A 19,998-nucleotide genomic window follows, 5' to 3' on the forward strand; every position below is an offset into this window, starting at 1 on the left:
TGTAATAATGAATGCTTGTCGGAGGTGCCTCTATTGTACAAAAAAGAGTTATATTTATACGGTCAAGGTGAAGTGAAAAAAGCGACCGTAAGAAATTACACGAAAATCGACATAGCAGAATTAATAAACATACAAAAGGAAAGTTTTCCACCCCCGTTTCCTTCAGAGCTTTGGTGGAATGAAGAGCAGTTGACGAATCATATAAAGTTGTTTCAAGATGGGGCTCTTTGTGTTGAGATTGATGGTGTACTCGCGGGCTCGATGACATGCTTATGTGTTTCCTTTAACGAAAATGAACCGAATCATACGTGGGAAGAAATAACCGACAACGGTTATATCCGCACTCATAATCCTAAAGGAAACACACTCTATGTCGTTGATATTTGTGTAAGGCCGTCTTTTCGCGAGCTGCAGCTTGGAAAAGTATTAATGCAAGCGATGTATGAAGTTGTGGTCCACTTAAATTTAGATCGACTATTAGGTGGGGGACGAATGCCGGGATATCACAAGAAAGCCGATGAGCTATCACCAGAAGCTTATATAGAAAAGGTAATTAATGGAGAGCTAAAAGACCCAGTTATCTCATTTTTACTTAAGTCCGGTAGAACACCCCATACGTTAATCAAGAACTATTTAGATGATGAAGAATCTCTAAATTATGGTCTATTAATGGAATGGAAAAATCCATTTAAATAACCTATGCAAAAGGGCTTTAAGGTAAGTATTCCATAAATAAAGAGGGTGTGACAAAAGGTCAAAAACGGACCTTTTGTCACACCCTCTTTTTACTAGAATTGTTGCTCTTCATAGGCTCTTAATTCAGCTACTAAACTTTTAAAAAGGGCTTCATCTTTCTCGTCAAGAGCTCTATCAATCTGCCTCTTTAATCGTTCGCCCTTGTTAGCTTCAAGAGATTCTTCTAATTTACTCTCGGCGACCTTTGAATATTTCTCTGTTAGATTGTAGCGCCTAATGTTTTCAATCAATGGGTCTTCGAACAATGATAAGTATCTGTTATTCATATGTCGTCCATAAAAATGGAAGACAATATAAAGATCGTCTGAAGGGTTTGACATTATTTCCCCAATAGCTCTAGAAACATCCTCTGATTTTCGGTTGCTTTTATAAAACATAAAGCCGATCTGGTCGGAACTCGTACTTGATATGACGACTGTCGTTTTATCTTTTAGTACTTCGTCTGTGAATTTAAGATTTTCTAAGATGTGATGACTTTTTACTAAGTATTCTAATAGATAACGAGCTTCTGTACGTTTTAAACGATGATTGTCGAGAAACCATTTAATGAAGCTCTTCTTTTGGCTTGTAGATACCCAATTTTTCATTCCATCACCAACCAAAACTGTGCATTTTCTTAAGTTTATCATGAGAATAGGGGAGCTCCAATTGAAATGCTTCTGAATGATAAGAAATCTAACATAGTTTTTTAATTTTCTCTTTAATCTATAAGGTTTGTTTTATATAGTCTTTTGACTTTATAAAGAGAAGAACGACTCGTCTCAACATTTTCAACCATCACTTTTGTCGTTAGCCACTTCATATTCTTTTTCATTCTGTCCATAATCGCTTTAAAAAGCTTAGCCTCATGGCTAAAACGTCCTTCTAGAAAGAGTATGACCCTAATTTGTACGTCTTTATCAGCAAACAATGGAAAGAAATTACTTATTTCTTTGCCTTCCTTAATCTTTGATGCCCCTGCCAATCCTGCAACTGTATCTCTAACTTTTAACGGTATTTCGATGGAAAGACTATTTTCATTATCAATCCGCATCCTTTTTTTAAAAGCACGTTCAAAGCCATAGAAATTTTTTACTTCGATGAAATAGAGCACTTTCTTATTTCTGTCATAAGCAATAAAGTCAACACCCTTTGAGTGACGAAGTTGCTTATAATGTTTGTTGTAAAAGGTTGTATCATCAAAGCTAATGACATCTACATGGTCAGCAAATTCAAACAATAGTCTGGATTCGATAAAGGAATTAGTCATAGAACAAATCATTCTCCTTGTTAATGAGCTGCTCAAATTCCTCTTGAATTGGATTGTGTTCTAATTCAGTTGCTGTATCTTGCGTTTCATGTTCAAGAATACCTGTCTTGTGATTTTTAAATAGGGTAATAAATTGGATATCTAAATTCTCGCAATTCTCATACTCGCAAAATAGTGAAAGCTCTTGTTGAAAGAAATAACTATGTGTTGTAATAAAAATTTGTACGCCCATTTTTGCTAGAGAGAGGAGAATTGTCTTTACAAAAGGAATCATTTTTGGGTTAAGGTTTGCTTCTGGTTCATCCCAAAATAAAATGGTGCGAGAGGATAAACTACCATTTTCTAATAGTCGCATTAAAGTTGCGAGCTTACGAAACCCTTCAGCAACTAACCCCATTGTAATCTCATTTCCATCATTAGTAAGTAAGTAATACTTATCGTTTTTTATAATCGGTTTTCCTTCAATCACGTCTTCAATCATTTTGAAGAGAGGTGTTGTATTACTGTTCACTACCTCATATTCCTTAGCCAGTAGAATACTCAAGTCTAGATACGTTTCTTCAAAAGGAAGATCGTACTCTTCATATAAACGAGCAAATGTAGTAGAAGCAGAGATAATTTCTTTAATTGGCACGTATGTGAAAGCTGGAATATCCATAGGATTAATTGAGTGTGTAATTGAAATCCCGTCCCTTGAATTTTTAGAGAAGCTACAAGAGATTGTTGTGAAATCATCCATCATCATGTCAATCGTTGCTTTTTGGTGCTCTTTATTTATCAGGTTACTAATACTATCAGCCTGAAATACACCAGTTAGTTTGTTAGCTAGTTTGTCAGTCGGTGATACATTTGGTGTAGAGTGTTGTTCGTTGTAGCTTTTGCCAATACTATACAGAGCTTTCATTAGATGAGTCTTTCCTACTCCTGTTTCACCACTAATTACATTTATATGTCTTGAAAAGTCTATCTTTAACTCTTTGAATTGACTGAACCCAGTAAAATTAGCTTGCTTTATATAGATAGGATTTGTATTGTCCATGAAAATCTTCCCCCTAATTTACTCATTACATTATTATATAATTCTTATCGATAAAACAGAAGAATTGCAGATTTTCTAGAGATAGAATGTACTAAATAAGGTATGATAAAAGATAGATTTAGTAAAGTATGGAGGTGAACTAGATTTGAATAGTAAAGACAGAAATCTATTGTCTATTGGTGCTTCAGGAAGCTTTCTCTTTATTTCTATGTATTTATATATGACGTTTCTAGAGTCTAATAACTTTTTCATATTACTAGCTATTATCATTAGTACCCCTCTACTACAAAAAGTGATTTATAATATCATCCCTAAAGATAAAAATGAACAAGAAACAAAATCTAAGTAAAACTAACTGTGTCGAAAATGCTCAATTTCTGTATAATAAAATTAGGTAAAGGTTTCCTAGGTTTGAAAAATTTCAGAAATAGAGGTAGTGAGATGGTCTTTGTAGCGATTTTATTAGCAATGATTAGCATAGCTTATAATATTAAAAATGATTTTAAGGCAAATAGCGAAATTGAAAAACTTAAGAAGAAAGCAAACAGATTAGAAATCCAAGTGATGTTTGATAGAGTGCTACGAAAGACTGAAGAATTTGATGATAGATACGAAAGGTTTCTTGGTCTATACAGTGTGTACCAGCTTGAAGGCGATGAAGAGGATTCAGAAGAGGGAGATAATAAAGAAGAATTACAGACTGAGCTAACTAGGTCTATCGGAAAATATCATAATTTGTATCGTGAAATTGAGGATTTTACTAGAGTGATTATTGAATCTGGTATACATAATGAAGATGAAATGATACAACAAATCACCCCATCCTTAAAAAAGCTTGCGATAAATCAAGCGGTATTGTTTGGGACGTTAAATGAACAAGCTGAAAGAATTGGTGTAGACCGAATGTCTAGACCAGATAGAAGAGAGTTTTATCATTTTAATCGCTTTTTAGAATTTAATACAGAGGATGATTGGTTTACACGCTTGTTAAAAGTAAGAAATGACCATAGTTTTGACATATAGAGCAATGGATAATGGTCAATGGTTAGTGTTTAATGATCAATGTAAAAGCATAAATTCCTTTGGTAATTAACAATTAGCCATTAACAATTAAGAATTAACAACTTACCAATTTTTCCTCACTTTGTTGTATAATATTTTAGTGTAGAACCTAAGTTGAAAGAGAGTGGTACGTAATGGGTCGTAAGTGGAATAATATTAAAGAAAAGAAAGCGTCAAAGGATGCGAATACTAGTCGTATTTATGCAAAGTTTGGTCGTGAGATTTATGTAGCAGCAAAACAAGGAGAGCCTGATCCTGAATCGAATCAGTCGTTACGTGTCGTTCTAGAGCGTGCAAAGACGTATAATGTACCAAAAGCAATTATTGATCGTGCGATTGAAAAAGCAAAAGGTGGAGCAGAGGAAAACTATGATGAGCTTCGTTACGAAGGCTTCGGACCGAATGGCTCGATGGTTATTGTCGATACGTTAACAAATAACGTAAACCGTACTGCATCTGATGTTCGTGCAGCTTTTGGTAAAAACGGCGGGAACATGGGTGTTAGTGGTTCTGTTGCTTACATGTTTGATGCTACTGCGGTTTTAGGAATCGAAGGGAAAACGGCAGACGATGTGTTAGAAATTTTAATGGAAGCAGATTTAGATGTACGTGACATTTTTGAAGAGGGTGAATCTGTCATCGTGTATGCTGAGCCAGACCAATTCCATGCAGTACAAGAGGCATTCAAAAATGTAGGTATAACTGAATTTACTGTGGCAGAGCTTACAATGCTTGCACAAAATGAACTAGCACTTCCAGAAGATGCACAAGTCCAATTTGAGAAGTTGATTGAGGCTTTAGAAGACTTAGAAGATGTGAGACAAGTGTATCACAATGTAGATTTAGGTGAATAAGCTAAATTGAGTGATATGCTTAGCTGATATAATCAGAAAAATAGAGAATAGATAGACAGTAGAGAGGTTCGACTTCAATACTGTCTTTTCTGTTTTGAAGAGAAAGAAAGTATGGTTAGAGGTGATTGAATCTTTCGATAGTTAGAATAATTAAATACTTTGGTTGGAGTGGGAAATTTAATATGATTATATGGGGAACGGTAGTAAATGTTTTTACTATTATAATAGGGTCCTTACTGGGGCGCCTTTTTAGGAATATTAGTGAAAGACTTAAAACATCTATCATGCAAGTGATTGGGCTGGCTGTCATCATGACGGGGTTAAGCCTAGCTTTGCAAACGGAAAATGTTTTAATTCTTATTATAAGTTTAATTATAGGTGTTACTATTGGTGATTACATAGGAATTGAAGATCGATTACAGCAAGCTGGCAAGTGGATGGAAAAGAAAATGGGCAAAAAATTCAAAGGGAACATTGTCACGGGCTTTGTCAGTGCAACATTAGTCTTTTGTACTGGAGTGCTGTCTATACTGGGCTCGATTGATAGTGGGATGCATAACAACCATGAAATACTCTATTTTAAAGCGGCGATGGATGGTGTTGCATCTATCATTTTCACTTCAACCTTTGGAATTGGAGTCATTTTCTCCGCAATTCCTGTATTTCTATACCAAGGCTCATTAACAGTGTTGGCGTACGTTGTCAGTTTATATATTGACCCCAATTTGATGAACGATATCACCCTAGCTATTTCTACCGTTGGAGGAATCTTGCTGATGGGGATAGGATGCAATGTCATGGGATTAATGAAAGTCCATGTCGGCAACATGCTACCTGCTATTTTTGTCGCAGTATTGTTCGGAATTTTCATGTAATAATGGTGGAGAAAGCTTGATGTATAAACGGATTTTGTTAATTTACTAGAGATAAATACTACTTTCCTATCCTTTTTCTTTGTGAACAAATTCTACTATGCAGATTTTGTGCTGTTATTATTGATGTGTAAATACCGTATGTATCTAGATGACTCTTTCCGCTTTCAGTTAAATCCCATTGATAGTTTGCTAGGACTTCTTCGGTATTTTTTGCTTCTATAATATCAAACCAGGAACAGTTTTATCAAGTACGACAATATTGAGTTCTTTTTTTTCTTCCAAAAACCACATAACAGAAAACAGACTTATCCCTATTAGTAGGGCTAATCTGAAAGTGAAATACGTTTCATTTACACACACTCGCTTTATTAAAATGTTTTTAGTCCTTTATTCTTTACAATCAATTTAATTATAAGGGGCATTTTCACAGATAGATAGTTAAATAATATGGCTTTTTCTACTTAGACATTAGCCTGAACACTATTACTCCTTTTGCATAGAGTATATCTTGTAAGCTGAAATATCAAATGAAGGAGTGTTCTAAATGGCAGGTTATGCAGGAGGATTCTCTTTAATCGTAGTGTTGTTTATTTTATTAATTATTGTTGGCACATCTTATGTTGGTGTGTAAATAAACTAAATGGACTGTCCCTACTAAATTAGTAGGGGCAGAGATTTTAGAATACACTCTAGGCCACGTTGAAGAGCACTTGAATGAAAGCAATGTTTATTACATGAGGAAAATTCAAATTTCTTAGTAACAACTTTACCATTATTTTAATAACATAGTTACTATAGCTCCACTGATTATTAACTGAGAGGAGGATTCATTATGAACAACCCATTATTTAATAATATTGAAAAGAAAACTGGGGTAAAAATGGATGAGGTTATGAAGTTAGTAGGTAATGTTCAAAATGCTAACTTTAATGATGAGGCAACTGTGCGCTCAATTATTAAGCAGGTGGCACAAATTGCGAACAAACCAGTAAAACCAGAAATGGAAGACCAAATTGTAAATTCAATTATTAATAATAAAGAACAAATGGATTTTGGCACGATTGCTAAAATGCTAGATAACAAGAATAAGTAATACGTTTATCGGTGTCTGGTAGCAATCTTTTGCTACCAGACACCATTCAATTTCCGGAAAATAATCCTCCTTAAAAGGAGGCACTTAAAAAGTTCAATCTAGACTATTCGAGAAGCAGTAATGGCTCCGCACGTTGCGCGCTTGCTATGAGAAAACCACTCATAACAAGCTTTTGAAAAGAGGCAACTGCTTCGCACATTACTTCAAGTCCACAAAAAAGTGAAAATCACACTTTTTTGTGGACTCCTTAAAAGAAGTTTGGATTTTATGTACATAATGCAGTAAAATAAACTGTTGTAATAGTGGACAAGTAGTTAATTAGGAAGGGTTGAGATGATTGAAGCGTAATATGAAGAATTCAATCGAATTATTAGCTCCTGTTGGAAACTGGGAGTGTTTACGAGCAGCTGTTGCAAATGGAGCAGACGCTGTCTTTTTCGGTGTTGATAAATATAATGCCCGAGTTCGTGCTAAAAACTTCACAATGGAAGAATTGCCAACAATTATGGCATATTTGCATAAATATAATGTACGTGGATACGTAACATTTAATATATTAATTTTTGAAGATGAATTAACAGAAGCAAGAACATTAATTGAAGCTTGTATGGATGCTGGTGTTGATGCGTTGATTGTACAGGATATGGGGATTGTTCAATTAATTCGTGAAATCTCGCCAGATTTTCCAATTCATGGTTCAACTCAAATGACAATCACTTCACCTGAGGCTGTTGATTTTCTAGGTCCATATGACCTTGAAGTGGTCGTGTTAGGTCGAGAAAATAACATGAAGCAGATTAAAACGATTGCCAACAAATCAGAAACGCCATTGGAAGTATTTGTTCATGGTGCACTTTGTGTGTCTTATTCAGGCCAATGCTTGACGAGTGAAATGTGGGGTGGACGCTCAGCGAACCGTGGTGAATGTGCGCAAGCCTGTCGTCTTCCTTATGACTTAATTGTAGACGGTGTGCGTAAGGAAATGGGGAATATTGCATACGTTTTATCTCCTAAGGATTTAGCAGCGATTGAGCTAGTTCCCGATTTAATTGAAGCTGGGGTTTCTTCTTTTAAAATTGAAGGACGTTTGAAATCACCTGAATATGTAGCCAATGTCGTTAGTAAATATCGTAAAGCAATTGATGAATATTTGGCTGGATCAGACTATACCCCTTCTAAAGAAGAAATTCGTGAATTACAACAAAGCTTTAGCCGCGGGTTTACTCATGGATTCTTAATAGGAACAAACAACAAAGAGCTATTAGATGGTACTTTCCCAAAAAGCCGTGGTGTTTATTTAGGTACGGTAAAAACTGTCTTAAAAGACGCTGTTGTTTGTGAATTAGAAGCCCCAATTAAGCGTGGGGACGGAATTGTATTTGATGCTGGACGTCCAGAGGAAAAAGAAGAAGGTGGACGTATTTACGATCTTCGCAAAAAGGGTAAGAAGTTAGAAGGAGAAGTTCAAGAAGGTATTATTGAACTTATTCCAGGCCGTCACGATGTTAACCTAACTAAAGTAAAAGTGGGGGACCGTATTTGGAAAACGAGTGATCAGGAGCTAGATAATCGCCTAAAGAAAACGTATGAAGTAGAACAAGCTTATAAACTATTCCCTATTAAAATCAAAGCAACAGGAAAAGTTGGATCAACACTTACATCTATTTGGCAAGATGTTGCAACTGGCCACACAGTTACGATTGAGTCAGAGGTTCTTTTAGAGGAAGCGTTGAAGCGACCATTAACAACAGACCTTTTACAGGAGCAATGGGGACGTCTTGGGGGAACAATCTTTGAATTGGTGAATGTTGAAGCTAGATTTTCTGGAGATGTTATTGTTCCAATGAAAGAGTTAAACAGAATTCGTCGTGAAGCTGTTGAGCAATTACTAGAGCTAAGATTAAAACCAAGACAATATAAACGTCATACAGTACAATCTGAAAATAAAACCGTTTCTTCTAAATCTATTGATGAGAACAACCAATTAATTGCATTATGTCGTACAATGGACCAAATTAAGGCTGCTTGTGAAACGGATGCTGATTATATATATGCTGATTTTGAGTTTACGACAGATTACCCTGCTGCTGTTAAGGTAGCGAGAGAATTTAACAAGCCGATTGCTTTAGCAACGCCACGTATTCATATGCCTGGAGAAAATGGAATCCTTAACGGTATTCTGAAAGCTGATCCGGATGCAGTTTTAGTAAGAAGCTTAGGTGCTCTGCAGTATTACACATCTCAGAATCTCTCAATAAAGCTAATCGGAGACTTCTCACTAAATATTGCAAACCATAAAGCGGTAGATATGTTTTTGAATCATGGATTAGAACGAGTAACACCATCTTATGACTTGAATATCCAACAAGTAATCGATCTTTTGAGCGAAGTAGATGGACAAGGAACGGAAATCGTTATTCACCAGCATTTACCGATGTTCCATACAGAGCATTGTGTGTACTGTACATTTTTAAGTGAAGGCACAGATTACACGAATTGCGGTCGACCATGTGAAGAGCATCGTATTTCACTTGAGGACCGAGTAGGATTTTCACACCCAGTTCGAGTAGACATTGGCTGCCGAAACACTGTTTATAATGCAATTGAACAATCGGGTGCTGAATATCTTCCACAATTTAAGGAGCTCGGAGTAAGAAACTACAGAGTAGAATTCCTTGAAGAAGACGGTGCAAAGGTACAAGAAGTACTGGCATTATATCGTCAAGCATTAGAAGGAGAGCGCACAGGTACTAGCGTATGGAAAGCATTAAAAGCCACGAACCAACTTGGCGTAACTAGAGGACAGTTGGTTAAATAATGAATAGTGCGGGAGAAAACATCATTGTTTTCTCCCTTTTTGTGTAATAGGTTCAAAATTGCGAATTGCGAATTGCAAATGGCACAGACAGAAGAGGATTGAACTATAGTTTTTGTCCAGACAAAACTAGGAGCAGCCAAACCATTAATTTTTCATATTTAATTAGCAATTCGCCATTTGCAATTCGTAATTTAATAAATTTTTTGTATTTTCCCCTTTCCTACGGTACTGTTAGGGTAGGAGATTTTTCATGGAGGTAATAGTAGTGGTTGATAAGAAAAATGATGAGGAATTAGTTGAAGATTTAGATGCGGAAGAGCCTTCTTTGGAAGACTTTTTAATAGAAGAAGAGGATGACGAGAAGGACATTAAAAAGAAAAAGCGTAATAAAGGCTTTAAGAAATTAATAGCCATTTCAATTGCTTTTCTCCTTGCTCTTAGTGTGTTTGGGACATTATTTAGAACGTTTTCTCTCGATGCGATTGCCTTTTTAAAGGCATCTTACCAACTTTCCCAGCAAGAAGATGTACAGGAATGGAAGCAATCGATTGTGACCGTTCAAGGGGAAGGGTCAAAAGGGACTGGTTTCTCTATATCGGAAGATGGCTGGATTGTCACGAATCGCCATGTAATTGAGGATGCACATCAAATTATCGTTTCGTTTCAAGATGGAGAATTATTCGAGGCTAATGTAGTAGAAAGTTATAATGATGTGGATTTAGCCTTTTTAAAGGTTGAAGGTGAGGGGCTGCCATTTCTAGAGCTGAGTGAAGAAAGAGGAGTAAGTGGTGAACGTATTATTGTCATTGGAAATCCTCTTGCTTTTACACGAATTGTCAATGAGGGCGTAATCTTAGAGGACCCAAATAGACCGCAAGTGACTGCTATTTCTGCACCAATTTATCGAGGAAATAGTGGTAGTCCTGTCATTACAGAAGACGGTCAAGTCGTAGCGGTTGTATTTGCAAAAACCGTACCAACGTTTCAAAATCAAAACCAAACAGTTGGTTTAGCGGTTCCAATTGAATATGTTCAAGAAAGGTTAGATGTCTTACAGTAAACAAAAGGAAGGAGGGGATTTCATGGATAAGTCACAGTTAAAGTTCTATGCGGTTCAAGCAAGACGAGAGCTACTAAAAGGTGTAAGAGGGCGTTTGCAGAGTCTAGGCTTGGAAGAAGAAGAAGGGCTTGAAATAAAGGAGTTTGGTAATAAACTTTACGTCAATCATACTGTCTATCCGATACAAATGAAGGAAACGTTTATGCAGTTACAGCATGAACTCAACGAAAAAGGGGTTGAGCAAGTTGTCGATGATGTAGCTTTTACGTGGTTTAACCGAGTAGTAGCAATGAGATATATGGAGTTAAATGGATATACTTCTGAGACTGATTTTGTTATTGATAGTAAGGGTGTTGATGAAGCTACATATCGATTACAACTTCTATCTCATTGTTACAGACTTCATACTTTGCTACCTTTTTTATTTGAAAAAGAGCTTGATTCTACGGCACTTTTATTACCTGACAATTTAGTAGATGAACAATCATTTATTAGTAGACTTATTCAAGAAATAACTCCTGATAACTTCTTTGAACATACAAGTAACAGTAGAAAGAAAGGGAATGTTGAAGTTGTTGGTTGGCTTTTTCAATATTATATGACTGAAAAAAAGGCAGAGGTTGGTGGACTACGAAATACCTCTGTACAAAAGGAGAATCTTCCATATGTAACACAATTATTTACACCGAAATGGATTGTGAAGTATATGATCGAGAACTCATTAGGTAAGTTATATGATGAAGCATATAAAGGGAATCAGCTTTCAAGGACCTGGGACTATTATATTAAATCAGAACATACTTTAAATATCGTTACTGATATTTCTTGTATTGAAGATATAAAAATAATCGATCCTGCTTGCGGTACAGGACATATTCTTACTTATGTATTTGACTTTTTATATGATATGTATGAAGAAAGAGGGTACGCAGCAAACACAATACCATCTCTTATTTTAAAGAAAAACCTATTTGGCTTAGATATAGATAAGCGTGCGTTAAAAATTGCTAAATTTGCATTAGCAATGAAAGTTTTCGAGAAGAAACAGACTGCACAGATTAGCATTGAAGAAATGAATATATATGAAATTATCGATACAGATTGGTCACTTTCAGAAGAGAGTATACATGCTGTCATTACTTCAGACAAAGAACATGATCAAATAAGGTCATTACAACAACTCTTTCAAGATGGTAAGCAGTTTGGCACTCTATTAAAACCGCCAGAAGTACAATACAGGGATTGGATTATTCGAATCGAAAGCTTAGAGAAGGAAAATAAAATCGTAACTGAGTTAAAGGATAAGTTGTTACCTTTATTTAAGCAAGGACAGCTTTTATCAAATACATATGATGTCGTTGTCACGAATCCACCATATCATAGTAAATATAACGCTGAATTAAAAGCCTTTATGAAAAAAGAATACAACGATTATAAGTCTGATTTATATTCAGCCTTTATCTATCGTACGATAAATATGACAAAAGCGAATGGGTATGCTTCTTTGATGACACCCTTTACGTGGATGTTTATATCTACACATGAAAAACTAAGAAACTATATAACTAAAAATCAAACAATTTCTAGCTTAATACAACTAGAGTATTCAGCTTATAAAGAAGCGACAGTCCCGATTTGTTCCTTTGTTATCCAAAATCAAAAAGAAGATGATAGAGGTGAATTCCTATCGCTGACAAATCTAAAGGGGGAACAATCGGTACATGTAAAAAAAGCGATGCAAAAAAAAGTTTCTTATCGATACCGTGCAAGGACCAAAGATTTCTCATTAATACCAACCTCCAGTATTGCTTATTGGATTAGCGACCACGTAAAAAATTTATTTCTAACAGGCTCAAGTTTGTCTGATGTAGCAGAAGCGAGAAAAGGGTTAGATACGGGGAATAATGAACGCTTTTTACGTATGTGGTATGAGATATCATTCGATAAATTCATTACAAATGCTAGAAATAGTGATGAAGCTATGGAGTTAAGCGGAAAGTGGTTTCCGTATAATAAAGGGGGAGAGTTCCGTAAATGGTATGGTAATCAAACCTATGTAATAAATTATGAGAATAATGGGGATGAATTACGAAAGTTTCAAAAATCGAATTTACGCAGTGCCCATCTTTATTTTCAAGAATGCGTCACTTGGTCATCAATTAGTTCATCTTATTTTGGTGCGCGTTTTTCACCTCATGGTTTCTTATTTGATAACGGTGGCTCCTCTATTTTTGCAAAAGACATAAATATTTATTATTTATCTGCATTTCTAGCTTCTAAGGTCAGTTCATTCTTTCTTGCGATTATGAATCCGACGTTGAATTGCCAGCCAGGAAATGTTGGTCGAATTCCATACATAAAACCGGATAAACAAACAGAATTAAAAGTAATAAAACTGGCAAAATCTTGTATACACATTTCGAAACAAGATTGGGATTGCTATGAAACTTCATGGGGTTTTAAAGAGCATCCCTTTATTACATATAAAAATCTATCCAGTTCTTTAAAGGAAATATTTCAAATCTGGCATCACGAGACTGACAAACGGTTTTGCATGTTGAAGGACCAAGAAGAAGAAATCAATCAATTCATTAGTTTTCTTTATGGTCTTGAATCAGATGTAGTTGGAAAGGTAGTCGATTCAGAGGTAACGATACGGAGAGCAGACGCTACACGAGATGCGAAGTCCTTTCTTTCATATTTTGTCGGCTGTGTTATGGGACGTTATTCAATTGATGTGAATGGAGTTGCATTTGCAGGAGGTGGTTGGAAGGACGAGCTTTATCCTACCTTTAAGCCGAATAAGAATGGCACGATTAACCTTACAGAAGAACTCATCATTCGTTTACGAGAGTTTTTAGTGTGCTGCTTTGGTGAGAGTTCTGAAGACAATATAGAATGGCTCGCACAATCACTTTACAAGAAAGACAATGAAACAGCAGCAGAGAGGCTAGGACGTTATTTTAGAAATGAATTTTTTAACGACCATGTTAAAGTCTACCAGAAGAGACCAATCTACTGGCTAATAGATTCAGGGAAGGAAAAAGCAGTGCAAATACTTCTTTATATTCATTGCTATAAAGAAGATACTTTACAGCAAATCCAAGATTATTGTGTAAGAAAAAAAAGAGAGTATGAGCATGAACTTGAACAGCTTAGGTTGAGCAAACAGAGTCAATTGGAAAAAAAGAAACAGTTGCTACAAAAGAAAATAGGGGAATTAGATTTATTTCAAATACAACTAACTGGGCTTATCTATGCAAAGGTTAATATTAATTTAGATGAAGGTGTACAAAGAAATTTTAGGAAGCTACAGAGTATATTGAGAAAATGCTAAGGGTGAAATTAAAAATTTTATTTAAATAAGAGTTGTTTTTAAGTACATATCCTTTTAAGTCCCTGTAAATACTAGGAAAAAGTCAATAAAGTCTTTTTCAAAGGGACAATTAAGAAAATGAGTATACAGAAGCAGTAAACAAAACAGAATGAATTTGGTTAATTGAGCTAGAAAAAAGGCTAGACAAGCTCCGGAAGTGATAACTCTATCAATAGTTTGGTGTTACTGATAAACCAAAATGGGAACTCGAATAGAAATGCCTATGATTTTTTTATGAGGAAAAACTCCATTGGAATGGGAGACCGTTAAAGGAAAGAGATATAAAGCCAATACGTGAACTTCTAGAAACAATTATCAATGAGAGGGTTAACAACACTTAACCCTCTTCTCGAAAGATGGCATAGAATAATTTAAACCAAGCTTCTTATCGCTTCACATATTCTGCCAATATTGAATAATAGTGAGATTAGTTATTTTATAGTTGTGATCAAAAGGAGAGTGGACTAAAAAGCAGAACCCTGATAGATCCTACTTTTTAGTCAATATATCCTTCTGCTTTTAGCTTATCTAAAACTAGTTTGTCTGTTTCGAAAGCTAGTTCTGGTAAATCAGAATAAGAGAAATAATTTACTTCACTTAAATCGTCGTTTGCTTGAAGGCTTCCTCCAATTTCTTCTGCTAAAAACCAAATTCCGACTGTCTGTTGTTTTGGGTTATGGAAGTTTGAATGGACTTCATAGACGCGTTGGACGTTAATTTCAATTCCAGTTTCTTCGTTAAACTCCCTAATAACAGCTTCTTTCACATCCTCATCGTATTCAACGTAACCACACGGAATGCACCATTTGTCTTTATAGCTAATGTTACGTTTTCCTAAGAGAACCTGCTTATTTTTAATAACAATCGCCGCAACGCCAACAATTGGATTTTGATAGAATACAAATCCACAGTCAACGCACTTTGGTTTATTCTTATCCTGTTCACTATTTATAGTAAGTTTTCCTCCGCATTTAGGACAAAATTGATATCGCATAAACTACTCCTTTTGATATAATGTTTCGACACAATTAAAGAAAAGTAAAATAAAATAAAAGACCGTTAAGATCCTAAATGGTTAGATCTTAACGGTTTTAGATTATTCACTAATAATTGTATCAAGTGCTATCTCAATCATTTGATTAAATGTTAATTGTCGTTCTTCAGAAGTAGTTTGTTCACCTGTAATGAGATGGTCACTAACAGTAAGAATGGATAGTGCTTTTGCTTTATAGCGAGCAGCAATTGTATAAAGAGCAGATGACTCCATCTCAACAGCTAGTGAGCCGTGCTTAGCTAGAAGAGGCACGAACTGTTCGTCATTATCGTAGAAACAGTCACTCGTAAATACATTACCTACATGTACCTTTTTGCCACTTTGTTTCACTACGTCATATGCATTTTTCAACAAATCAAAATTAGCAGTTGGAGCATAATCTAATCCTTTAAACTGAACTTTGTTTACTGCAGAATCAGTTGATGCCGACATAGCGAGAATAACATCTCGAACATGAACGTCATCTAAGAAAGCCCCGCATGTTCCTACACGAATTAATGATTTTACATTATATTCGTTAATCAGTTCGTGGACATAAATAGAAATAGACGGTACACCCATTCCTGTTCCTTGAACTGAAACCTTCTCACCTTTATACGTACCTGTAAAACCTAGCATCCCTCGAACTTCATTATATTGTTTCGGATTCTCTAAAAAAGTTTCCGCAATATACTTTGCTCGTAAAGGGTCTCCAGGTAATAAAATCTTATCAGCAATTTCACCTTGTTTTGCATTAATATGTACACTCATAATTTCACCCTCAATCTTAAAAATAAAAACAGTTCCTATATATTATATCTTTTTACCCCTTTATTATCCATTTATCTGATTTTGACTTGAAGAAATAATATGCAGAGATAACGAACTTTATTTATGTTTTTTATAGAAACATTCGTTTATTATCATTTGTGAACCTTGTAAGTTATGGATTTCTACGATATTATTTGCATTATAAACGAATAAAGGGGAAATTACATATGTATGGACAACCGTTAAGCAACAAATCAAAGAAAGTCATGTTATTAGGTTCTGGTGAGTTAGGGAAGGAAGTTGTCATAGAGGCACAACGTTTAGGAGTTGAGACAATAGCTGTCGACCGTTATGAACATGCTCCAGCTATGCAGGTGGCGCACCGTTCTTATGTAGTCGATATGTTAGACGGGGAAGAGCTGCGTCGAATTATTGAAGATGAACAGCCTGATTATATCGTTCCTGAAATTGAAGCAATTGCTACAGACACATTACTAGAATTAGAGCAAGAAGGCCTACATGTTGTTCCTACAGCTAAGGCAACAAAGTTAACGATGGATCGTGAAGGGATTCGCCGTCTTGCTAGTGAAGAGTTAGGGTTACCAACAGCAAAATACGCTTTTGCAGACACTTTAGAGGAATTAGAATTAGCTGTTAAGGAAATTGGAACACCGTGTGTAATAAAACCGATTATGAGTTCATCTGGTAAAGGTCAAAGTGTATGCCATACAATTGAGGATGTTGAAAAGTCTTGGACGATTGCATTAGAAGGTGCGCGAGCAAAGAAAACTCGTGTCATCGTTGAAGAATTTATTCACTTTGAATCGGAAATTACGCTTTTAACGGTTCGGTCGGTTTCTGGTACTTCTTATTGTGCGCCAATTGGTCATGTACAAGAAGATGGTGATTATATTGAGTCTTGGCAACCACATGTTATGACAGAGGGGCAAATTACAGAAGCAGAAGAGGTAGCAAAGAAAGTTACCGTTGCATTAGGTGGCTATGGTTTATTTGGAGTGGAGCTGTTCATTACAGATAAGGGAATTTATTTTAGTGAAGTTTCTCCTCGTCCACATGATACAGGCATGGTTACTCTGGCTACTCAAGAACTATCAGAATTTGCCCTTCACATTCGAGCAATATTAGGGTTTCCGATTCCTGAAATCCGTTTACTCTCACCAGGAGCAAGTAGAACTATTAAAGCTTGGGAAGAAAGTAAGGATTATCAAATATGTGGTGTAGAGGATGCTTTAGAAATACCTCGTACACAAGTAAGGCTTTTTGGAAAGCCTGAAACGAAGATAGGGCGTCGTATGGCGGTCGTTCTACATACAGCAGAAACTGTTGAAAGTGCACGGGAAAATGCAAAACTATCAGCAGATAAAATGAAGATCAATTATGAAAAATAAATTAAGGAATTAACGTGTAGTCGCTGAAAATAAGACTGTGTAGATTAAATTTTCTGTTAATCTGGAAAATAGTTCGTGACATTTTATAAATAGAAGATAAAATCAAAGAAAAGGGAAATGTAGGTATTTGAAACCGACTATTATCCCTTTTTCTTGTGAATTTCTACAGTTCCTATATATAAGCCTCTATAGTTTAGTAAAAAGGAGGACTCATATGTGTCTATAATTCTGTTACTAAATAAGAAGCTTGATTGAAAAAGTCGACTGATAATGAATTGAATTGTTTGAACACTTCAATCGATTATGTTACAACTATTATAAGGAAAAAACTTAATATAAACCACTCTAGGGGTGCTATCTAGCTGAGAATGACTAAATGTCATACCCTTATTACCTGATCTAGTTCATACTAGCGTAGGGAAGAAGTGTACGAACCTATCAGTTTTTTGATTTAAAGTTGAAACTGACAACCACTTCTTGCCATATGGTGAAGTGGTTTTTTATTTATTGGAGGCAAATACATGACTGAAAGATTAAAGGCTGTGTTACACCAAGTAGAAGAAAGACAGGAAGAATTAATTGAATTACTCAAAACACTTATTTCATTTGAAACTCCGGCACCACCAGCGAGAAATACGAAAGAGGCTCAATTATATGTTGCGGATTTGCTAGAAAAATTAGGGTTTAACATTGATATGTGGGATGTATATCCGAATGATCCAAATGTTGTAGGTGTACGAAAAGGAACAAATAACACTCAGCATAAAAGCTTAATAATCAATGGACATATGGATGTTGCGGAGGTAAATGAAGATGAAGAGTGGGAAAAAGACCCGTTCACGCCTATTGTAAGAGACGGAGTTGTTATAGGCCGCGGTGCAGCTGATATGAAGGGTGGATTAGCGGGGGCAATTTTTGCTCTAACTCTTTTAAAGGAACAAGGAATTGATTTACCAGGAGATATTATTTTTCAATCAGTCATAGGAGAAGAGGTAGGCGAGGCGGGTACACTAGAATGCTGTAAACGTGGTTATGACGCTGACTTTGCCCTTGTGGTTGATACGAGTGATTTGCATATTCAAGGTCAAGGTGGAGTCATTACAGGTTGGGTTACAGTAAAAAGCAGTCAGACTTTCCATGATGCAACAAGAAGAAATATGATCCATGCGGGTGGAAAGCTTTTCGGAGCAAGTGCAATCGAGAAGATGATGAAGGTGATAGCAGGATTGCAAGAACTAGAAAGGCATTGGGCTGTCACAAAAAGTTATCCAGGTTTTTTACCAGGGACCAATACGATTAATCCAGCAGTTATTGAAGGTGGACGTCATGCAGCTTTTATAGCGGACGAGTGCAGACTTTGGATTACAGTTCATTATTATCCGAATGAAACATATGAAGACGTTTCAAAGGAAATTGAAGAGCATATTTTAAATGTAGCAAAAGGTGACCCATGGTTAAGAGAGAACCCTCCAACATTTACTTGGGGAGGAACGTCAATGATTGAGGACCGTGGAGAAATTTTTCCTTCTTTAGAAGTTGATCCTACTCATGCTGGGGTGCAGTTACTAGCAAAAACTCATGATACTGTATTAGGAAAAGATTCAATTATTGATGTCTCTCCAACCGTAACAGATGGTGGCTGGTTAGGAGATGCAGGAATCCCTACTGTTATTTATGGTCCAGGAGATTTACAAAATGCTCACTCTGTTAATGAACAAGTGTCAATTGAACAGTTACTAGAGTTTACAAAAGTATTAGTGAAGTTTATATATGATTGGAGTCACACAAAACGATAATGAGGAGTGTTTAGAGATGAAATTTAGTCAACGATTACATACGGAATTACAGCCAATATGGAGAAAAAATCATAATCATCCATTTGTTAAAGGAATAGGTGATGGTACGTTAGATAAGGATAAGTTTCGTTTTTTCATGATTCAAGATTATTTATATTTAATTGATTATGCGAAGCTATTTGCTCTTGGGGCAATTAAAGCAACGGATGTTGAGACAATGGGGAAATTTGCAAATCTATTAGACTCTACATTAAATGAAGAAATGTCTCTGCATCGTCAATATGCAAAGAAATTTGAGATATCTGAAGAGGAATTAGAAACAGCGAAGCCTTCGCCGACAACGTTAGCATATACTCATTACATGCTACATGTTGGTCAAAATGGAACATTAGCGGATTTAGTTGCTGCACTTTTACCTTGCATGTGGAGTTATAATGAGATTGGTAAAGAGCTAAATCAAATTCCAGGCGCTGCGGATCATGAATTTTACGGTGAATGGATTGAAATGTATAGCTCGAAAGAATTTAGCGAATTAACGGATTGGACGATTAATTTACTAGATGAATTAACAGATGGCATGAAGGAAGTAGAACTTAAAAAGCTAGAGGAAATCTTCTTAAATACAACTCGTTTTGAATACATGTTCTGGGATATGTCTTATAATGAAGCAATGTGGCCGATGGACGAGAAAAATTAATTATGAATGATGGGTTATGAATAATGAATGGAAGAGGGTGAGACAAAAGGTTGTTTTTTTCCTTGTGTCTCACCCTCGATGCAATGAGCTTCACCGCCACCATCTTTTAA

Annotated in this window: 18 protein-coding genes and 1 riboswitch; of the genes, 13 read left to right on the forward strand and 5 right to left on the reverse strand. The window is 35.8% G+C overall.

Annotated elements, in window-relative coordinates; translation table 11 throughout:
* Positions 1–33: 33 nt before the first annotated feature.
* Positions 34–696 carry a GNAT family N-acetyltransferase gene (locus CD003_RS04540; RefSeq protein WP_096199692.1) on the forward strand — a complete coding sequence of 221 codons (663 nt, stop codon included), beginning with the start codon at positions 34–36 and terminating at the stop codon, positions 694–696.
* Positions 697–788: 92 nt separating this feature from the next.
* Here CD003_RS04540 and CD003_RS04545 read toward each other — a convergent pair whose 3' ends face one another.
* The 3 genes from CD003_RS04545 to CD003_RS04555 all read right to left on the reverse strand — a co-directional run bounded on the left by CD003_RS04545 (position 789) and on the right by CD003_RS04555 (position 3,044).
* Positions 789–1,343 (reverse strand): YpiB family protein, encoded by a 555-nt coding sequence (locus tag CD003_RS04545; protein WP_179295429.1) that lies wholly within the window; start codon positions 1,341–1,343, stop codon positions 789–791.
* Between the two features lie 113 nt (positions 1,344–1,456).
* The gene (locus CD003_RS04550) at positions 1,457–2,005 is read right to left on the reverse strand and encodes a DUF6661 family protein (protein ID WP_096199694.1); all 549 of its coding nucleotides are present in this window, start codon (positions 2,003–2,005) and stop codon (positions 1,457–1,459) included.
* Positions 1,998–3,044 (reverse strand): AAA family ATPase, encoded by a 1,047-nt coding sequence (locus CD003_RS04555; protein ID WP_096199695.1) that lies wholly within the window; start codon positions 3,042–3,044, stop codon positions 1,998–2,000. The genes CD003_RS04550 and CD003_RS04555 overlap by 8 nt, the downstream gene beginning before the upstream one ends.
* 145 nt (positions 3,045–3,189) lie before the next feature.
* On the opposite strand from CD003_RS04555, the gene CD003_RS04560 reads away from it, so the two are divergent.
* From CD003_RS04560 to pglX, 9 genes are all read left to right on the forward strand, one after another.
* Positions 3,190–3,393: a hypothetical protein gene (locus CD003_RS04560; RefSeq protein ID WP_096199696.1), complete on the forward strand. Its 204-nt coding sequence runs from the start codon at positions 3,190–3,192 to the stop codon at positions 3,391–3,393.
* Between the two features lie 92 nt (positions 3,394–3,485).
* Positions 3,486–4,067, forward strand: a complete 582-nt coding sequence (locus CD003_RS04565) for a hypothetical protein (protein WP_096199697.1) — start codon at positions 3,486–3,488, stop codon at positions 4,065–4,067.
* A 173-nt stretch (positions 4,068–4,240) separates the two neighbouring features.
* A complete protein-coding gene (locus CD003_RS04570; RefSeq protein ID WP_096199698.1) occupies positions 4,241–4,960 on the forward strand; it encodes a YebC/PmpR family DNA-binding transcriptional regulator in 720 nt (239 codons plus the stop codon).
* A 182-nt stretch (positions 4,961–5,142) separates the two neighbouring features.
* Entirely contained in the window at positions 5,143–5,835 is a 693-nt protein-coding gene (locus CD003_RS04575) for a DUF554 domain-containing protein (RefSeq protein WP_096199699.1), read from the forward strand.
* 544 nt (positions 5,836–6,379) lie between these two features.
* Entirely contained in the window at positions 6,380–6,466 is an 87-nt protein-coding gene (locus tag CD003_RS04580; RefSeq protein ID WP_096199700.1) for a YjcZ family sporulation protein, read from the forward strand.
* 201 nt (positions 6,467–6,667) lie between these two features.
* The gene (locus tag CD003_RS04585; RefSeq protein ID WP_096199701.1) at positions 6,668–6,928 is read left to right on the forward strand and encodes a stage VI sporulation protein F; all 261 of its coding nucleotides are present in this window, start codon (positions 6,668–6,670) and stop codon (positions 6,926–6,928) included.
* Positions 6,929–7,277: 349 nt separating this feature from the next.
* A complete protein-coding gene (locus tag CD003_RS04590) occupies positions 7,278–9,746 on the forward strand; it encodes a U32 family peptidase (protein ID WP_096202249.1) in 2,469 nt (822 codons plus the stop codon).
* Between the two features lie 250 nt (positions 9,747–9,996).
* Entirely contained in the window at positions 9,997–10,806 is an 810-nt protein-coding gene (locus tag CD003_RS04595; protein ID WP_096199702.1) for a S1C family serine protease, read from the forward strand.
* Between the two features lie 22 nt (positions 10,807–10,828).
* Positions 10,829–14,143: a BREX-1 system adenine-specific DNA-methyltransferase PglX gene (pglX, locus tag CD003_RS04600; protein WP_179295430.1), complete on the forward strand. Its 3,315-nt coding sequence runs from the start codon at positions 10,829–10,831 to the stop codon at positions 14,141–14,143.
* Positions 14,144–14,678: 535 nt separating this feature from the next.
* Here pglX and CD003_RS04605 read toward each other — a convergent pair.
* Positions 14,679–15,176, reverse strand: coding sequence for an NUDIX hydrolase (locus CD003_RS04605; RefSeq protein WP_096199704.1), 498 nt, complete (start codon positions 15,174–15,176; stop codon positions 14,679–14,681).
* Between the two features lie 102 nt (positions 15,177–15,278).
* Positions 15,279–15,986 carry a purine-nucleoside phosphorylase gene (gene deoD / locus CD003_RS04610; protein ID WP_096199705.1) on the reverse strand — a complete coding sequence of 236 codons (708 nt, stop codon included), beginning with the start codon at positions 15,984–15,986 and terminating at the stop codon, positions 15,279–15,281.
* A 227-nt stretch (positions 15,987–16,213) separates the two neighbouring features.
* Between deoD and purT the strand changes: the two genes are divergently transcribed.
* The 3 genes from purT to tenA all read left to right on the forward strand — a co-directional run bounded on the left by purT (position 16,214) and on the right by tenA (position 19,888).
* On the forward strand, positions 16,214–17,395 hold the full coding sequence (gene purT / locus CD003_RS04615) for a formate-dependent phosphoribosylglycinamide formyltransferase (protein ID WP_096199706.1): 1,182 nt from the start codon (positions 16,214–16,216) through the stop codon (positions 17,393–17,395).
* A gap of 337 nt (positions 17,396–17,732) precedes the next feature.
* A riboswitch (TPP riboswitch) is annotated at positions 17,733–17,833 on the forward strand.
* Between the two features lie 83 nt (positions 17,834–17,916).
* On the forward strand, positions 17,917–19,191 hold the full coding sequence (locus CD003_RS04620) for an acetylornithine deacetylase (protein ID WP_096199707.1): 1,275 nt from the start codon (positions 17,917–17,919) through the stop codon (positions 19,189–19,191).
* A 16-nt stretch (positions 19,192–19,207) separates the two neighbouring features.
* Positions 19,208–19,888, forward strand: a complete 681-nt coding sequence (tenA, locus tag CD003_RS04625) for a thiaminase II (protein WP_096199708.1) — start codon at positions 19,208–19,210, stop codon at positions 19,886–19,888.
* The last annotated feature ends 110 nt before the right edge of the window (positions 19,889–19,998 follow it).

The organism is Bacillus sp. FJAT-45350, assembly GCF_002335805.1.
In the GTDB taxonomy this organism is placed as follows: domain Bacteria; phylum Bacillota; class Bacilli; order Bacillales; family NISU01; genus FJAT-45350.

What these genes read in the sequence shown, in the direction of transcription:
- pglX (WP_179295430.1), top strand. Translation starts at nt 10,829, where the DNA reads ATGGATAAGTCACAGTTAAAGTTCTATGCGGTTCAAGCAAGACGAGAG.
- CD003_RS04545 (WP_179295429.1), bottom strand. Translation starts at nt 1,343, where the DNA reads ATGAAAAATTGGGTATCTACAAGCCAAAAGAAGAGCTTCATTAAATGG.
- CD003_RS04580 (WP_096199700.1), top strand. Translation starts at nt 6,380, where the DNA reads ATGGCAGGTTATGCAGGAGGATTCTCTTTAATCGTAGTGTTGTTTATT.
- CD003_RS04620 (WP_096199707.1), top strand. Translation starts at nt 17,917, where the DNA reads ATGACTGAAAGATTAAAGGCTGTGTTACACCAAGTAGAAGAAAGACAG.
- CD003_RS04605 (WP_096199704.1), bottom strand. Translation starts at nt 15,176, where the DNA reads ATGCGATATCAATTTTGTCCTAAATGCGGAGGAAAACTTACTATAAAT.
- purT (WP_096199706.1), top strand. Translation starts at nt 16,214, where the DNA reads ATGTATGGACAACCGTTAAGCAACAAATCAAAGAAAGTCATGTTATTA.
- CD003_RS04595 (WP_096199702.1), top strand. Translation starts at nt 9,997, where the DNA reads ATGGAGGTAATAGTAGTGGTTGATAAGAAAAATGATGAGGAATTAGTT.
- deoD (WP_096199705.1), bottom strand. Translation starts at nt 15,986, where the DNA reads ATGAGTGTACATATTAATGCAAAACAAGGTGAAATTGCTGATAAGATT.
- CD003_RS04555 (WP_096199695.1), bottom strand. Translation starts at nt 3,044, where the DNA reads ATGGACAATACAAATCCTATCTATATAAAGCAAGCTAATTTTACTGGG.
- CD003_RS04565 (WP_096199697.1), top strand. Translation starts at nt 3,486, where the DNA reads ATGGTCTTTGTAGCGATTTTATTAGCAATGATTAGCATAGCTTATAAT.
- CD003_RS04590 (WP_096202249.1), top strand. Translation starts at nt 7,278, where the DNA reads ATGAAGAATTCAATCGAATTATTAGCTCCTGTTGGAAACTGGGAGTGT.
- CD003_RS04550 (WP_096199694.1), bottom strand. Translation starts at nt 2,005, where the DNA reads ATGACTAATTCCTTTATCGAATCCAGACTATTGTTTGAATTTGCTGAC.
- CD003_RS04575 (WP_096199699.1), top strand. Translation starts at nt 5,143, where the DNA reads ATGATTATATGGGGAACGGTAGTAAATGTTTTTACTATTATAATAGGG.
- tenA (WP_096199708.1), top strand. Translation starts at nt 19,208, where the DNA reads ATGAAATTTAGTCAACGATTACATACGGAATTACAGCCAATATGGAGA.
- CD003_RS04570 (WP_096199698.1), top strand. Translation starts at nt 4,241, where the DNA reads ATGGGTCGTAAGTGGAATAATATTAAAGAAAAGAAAGCGTCAAAGGAT.
- CD003_RS04585 (WP_096199701.1), top strand. Translation starts at nt 6,668, where the DNA reads ATGAACAACCCATTATTTAATAATATTGAAAAGAAAACTGGGGTAAAA.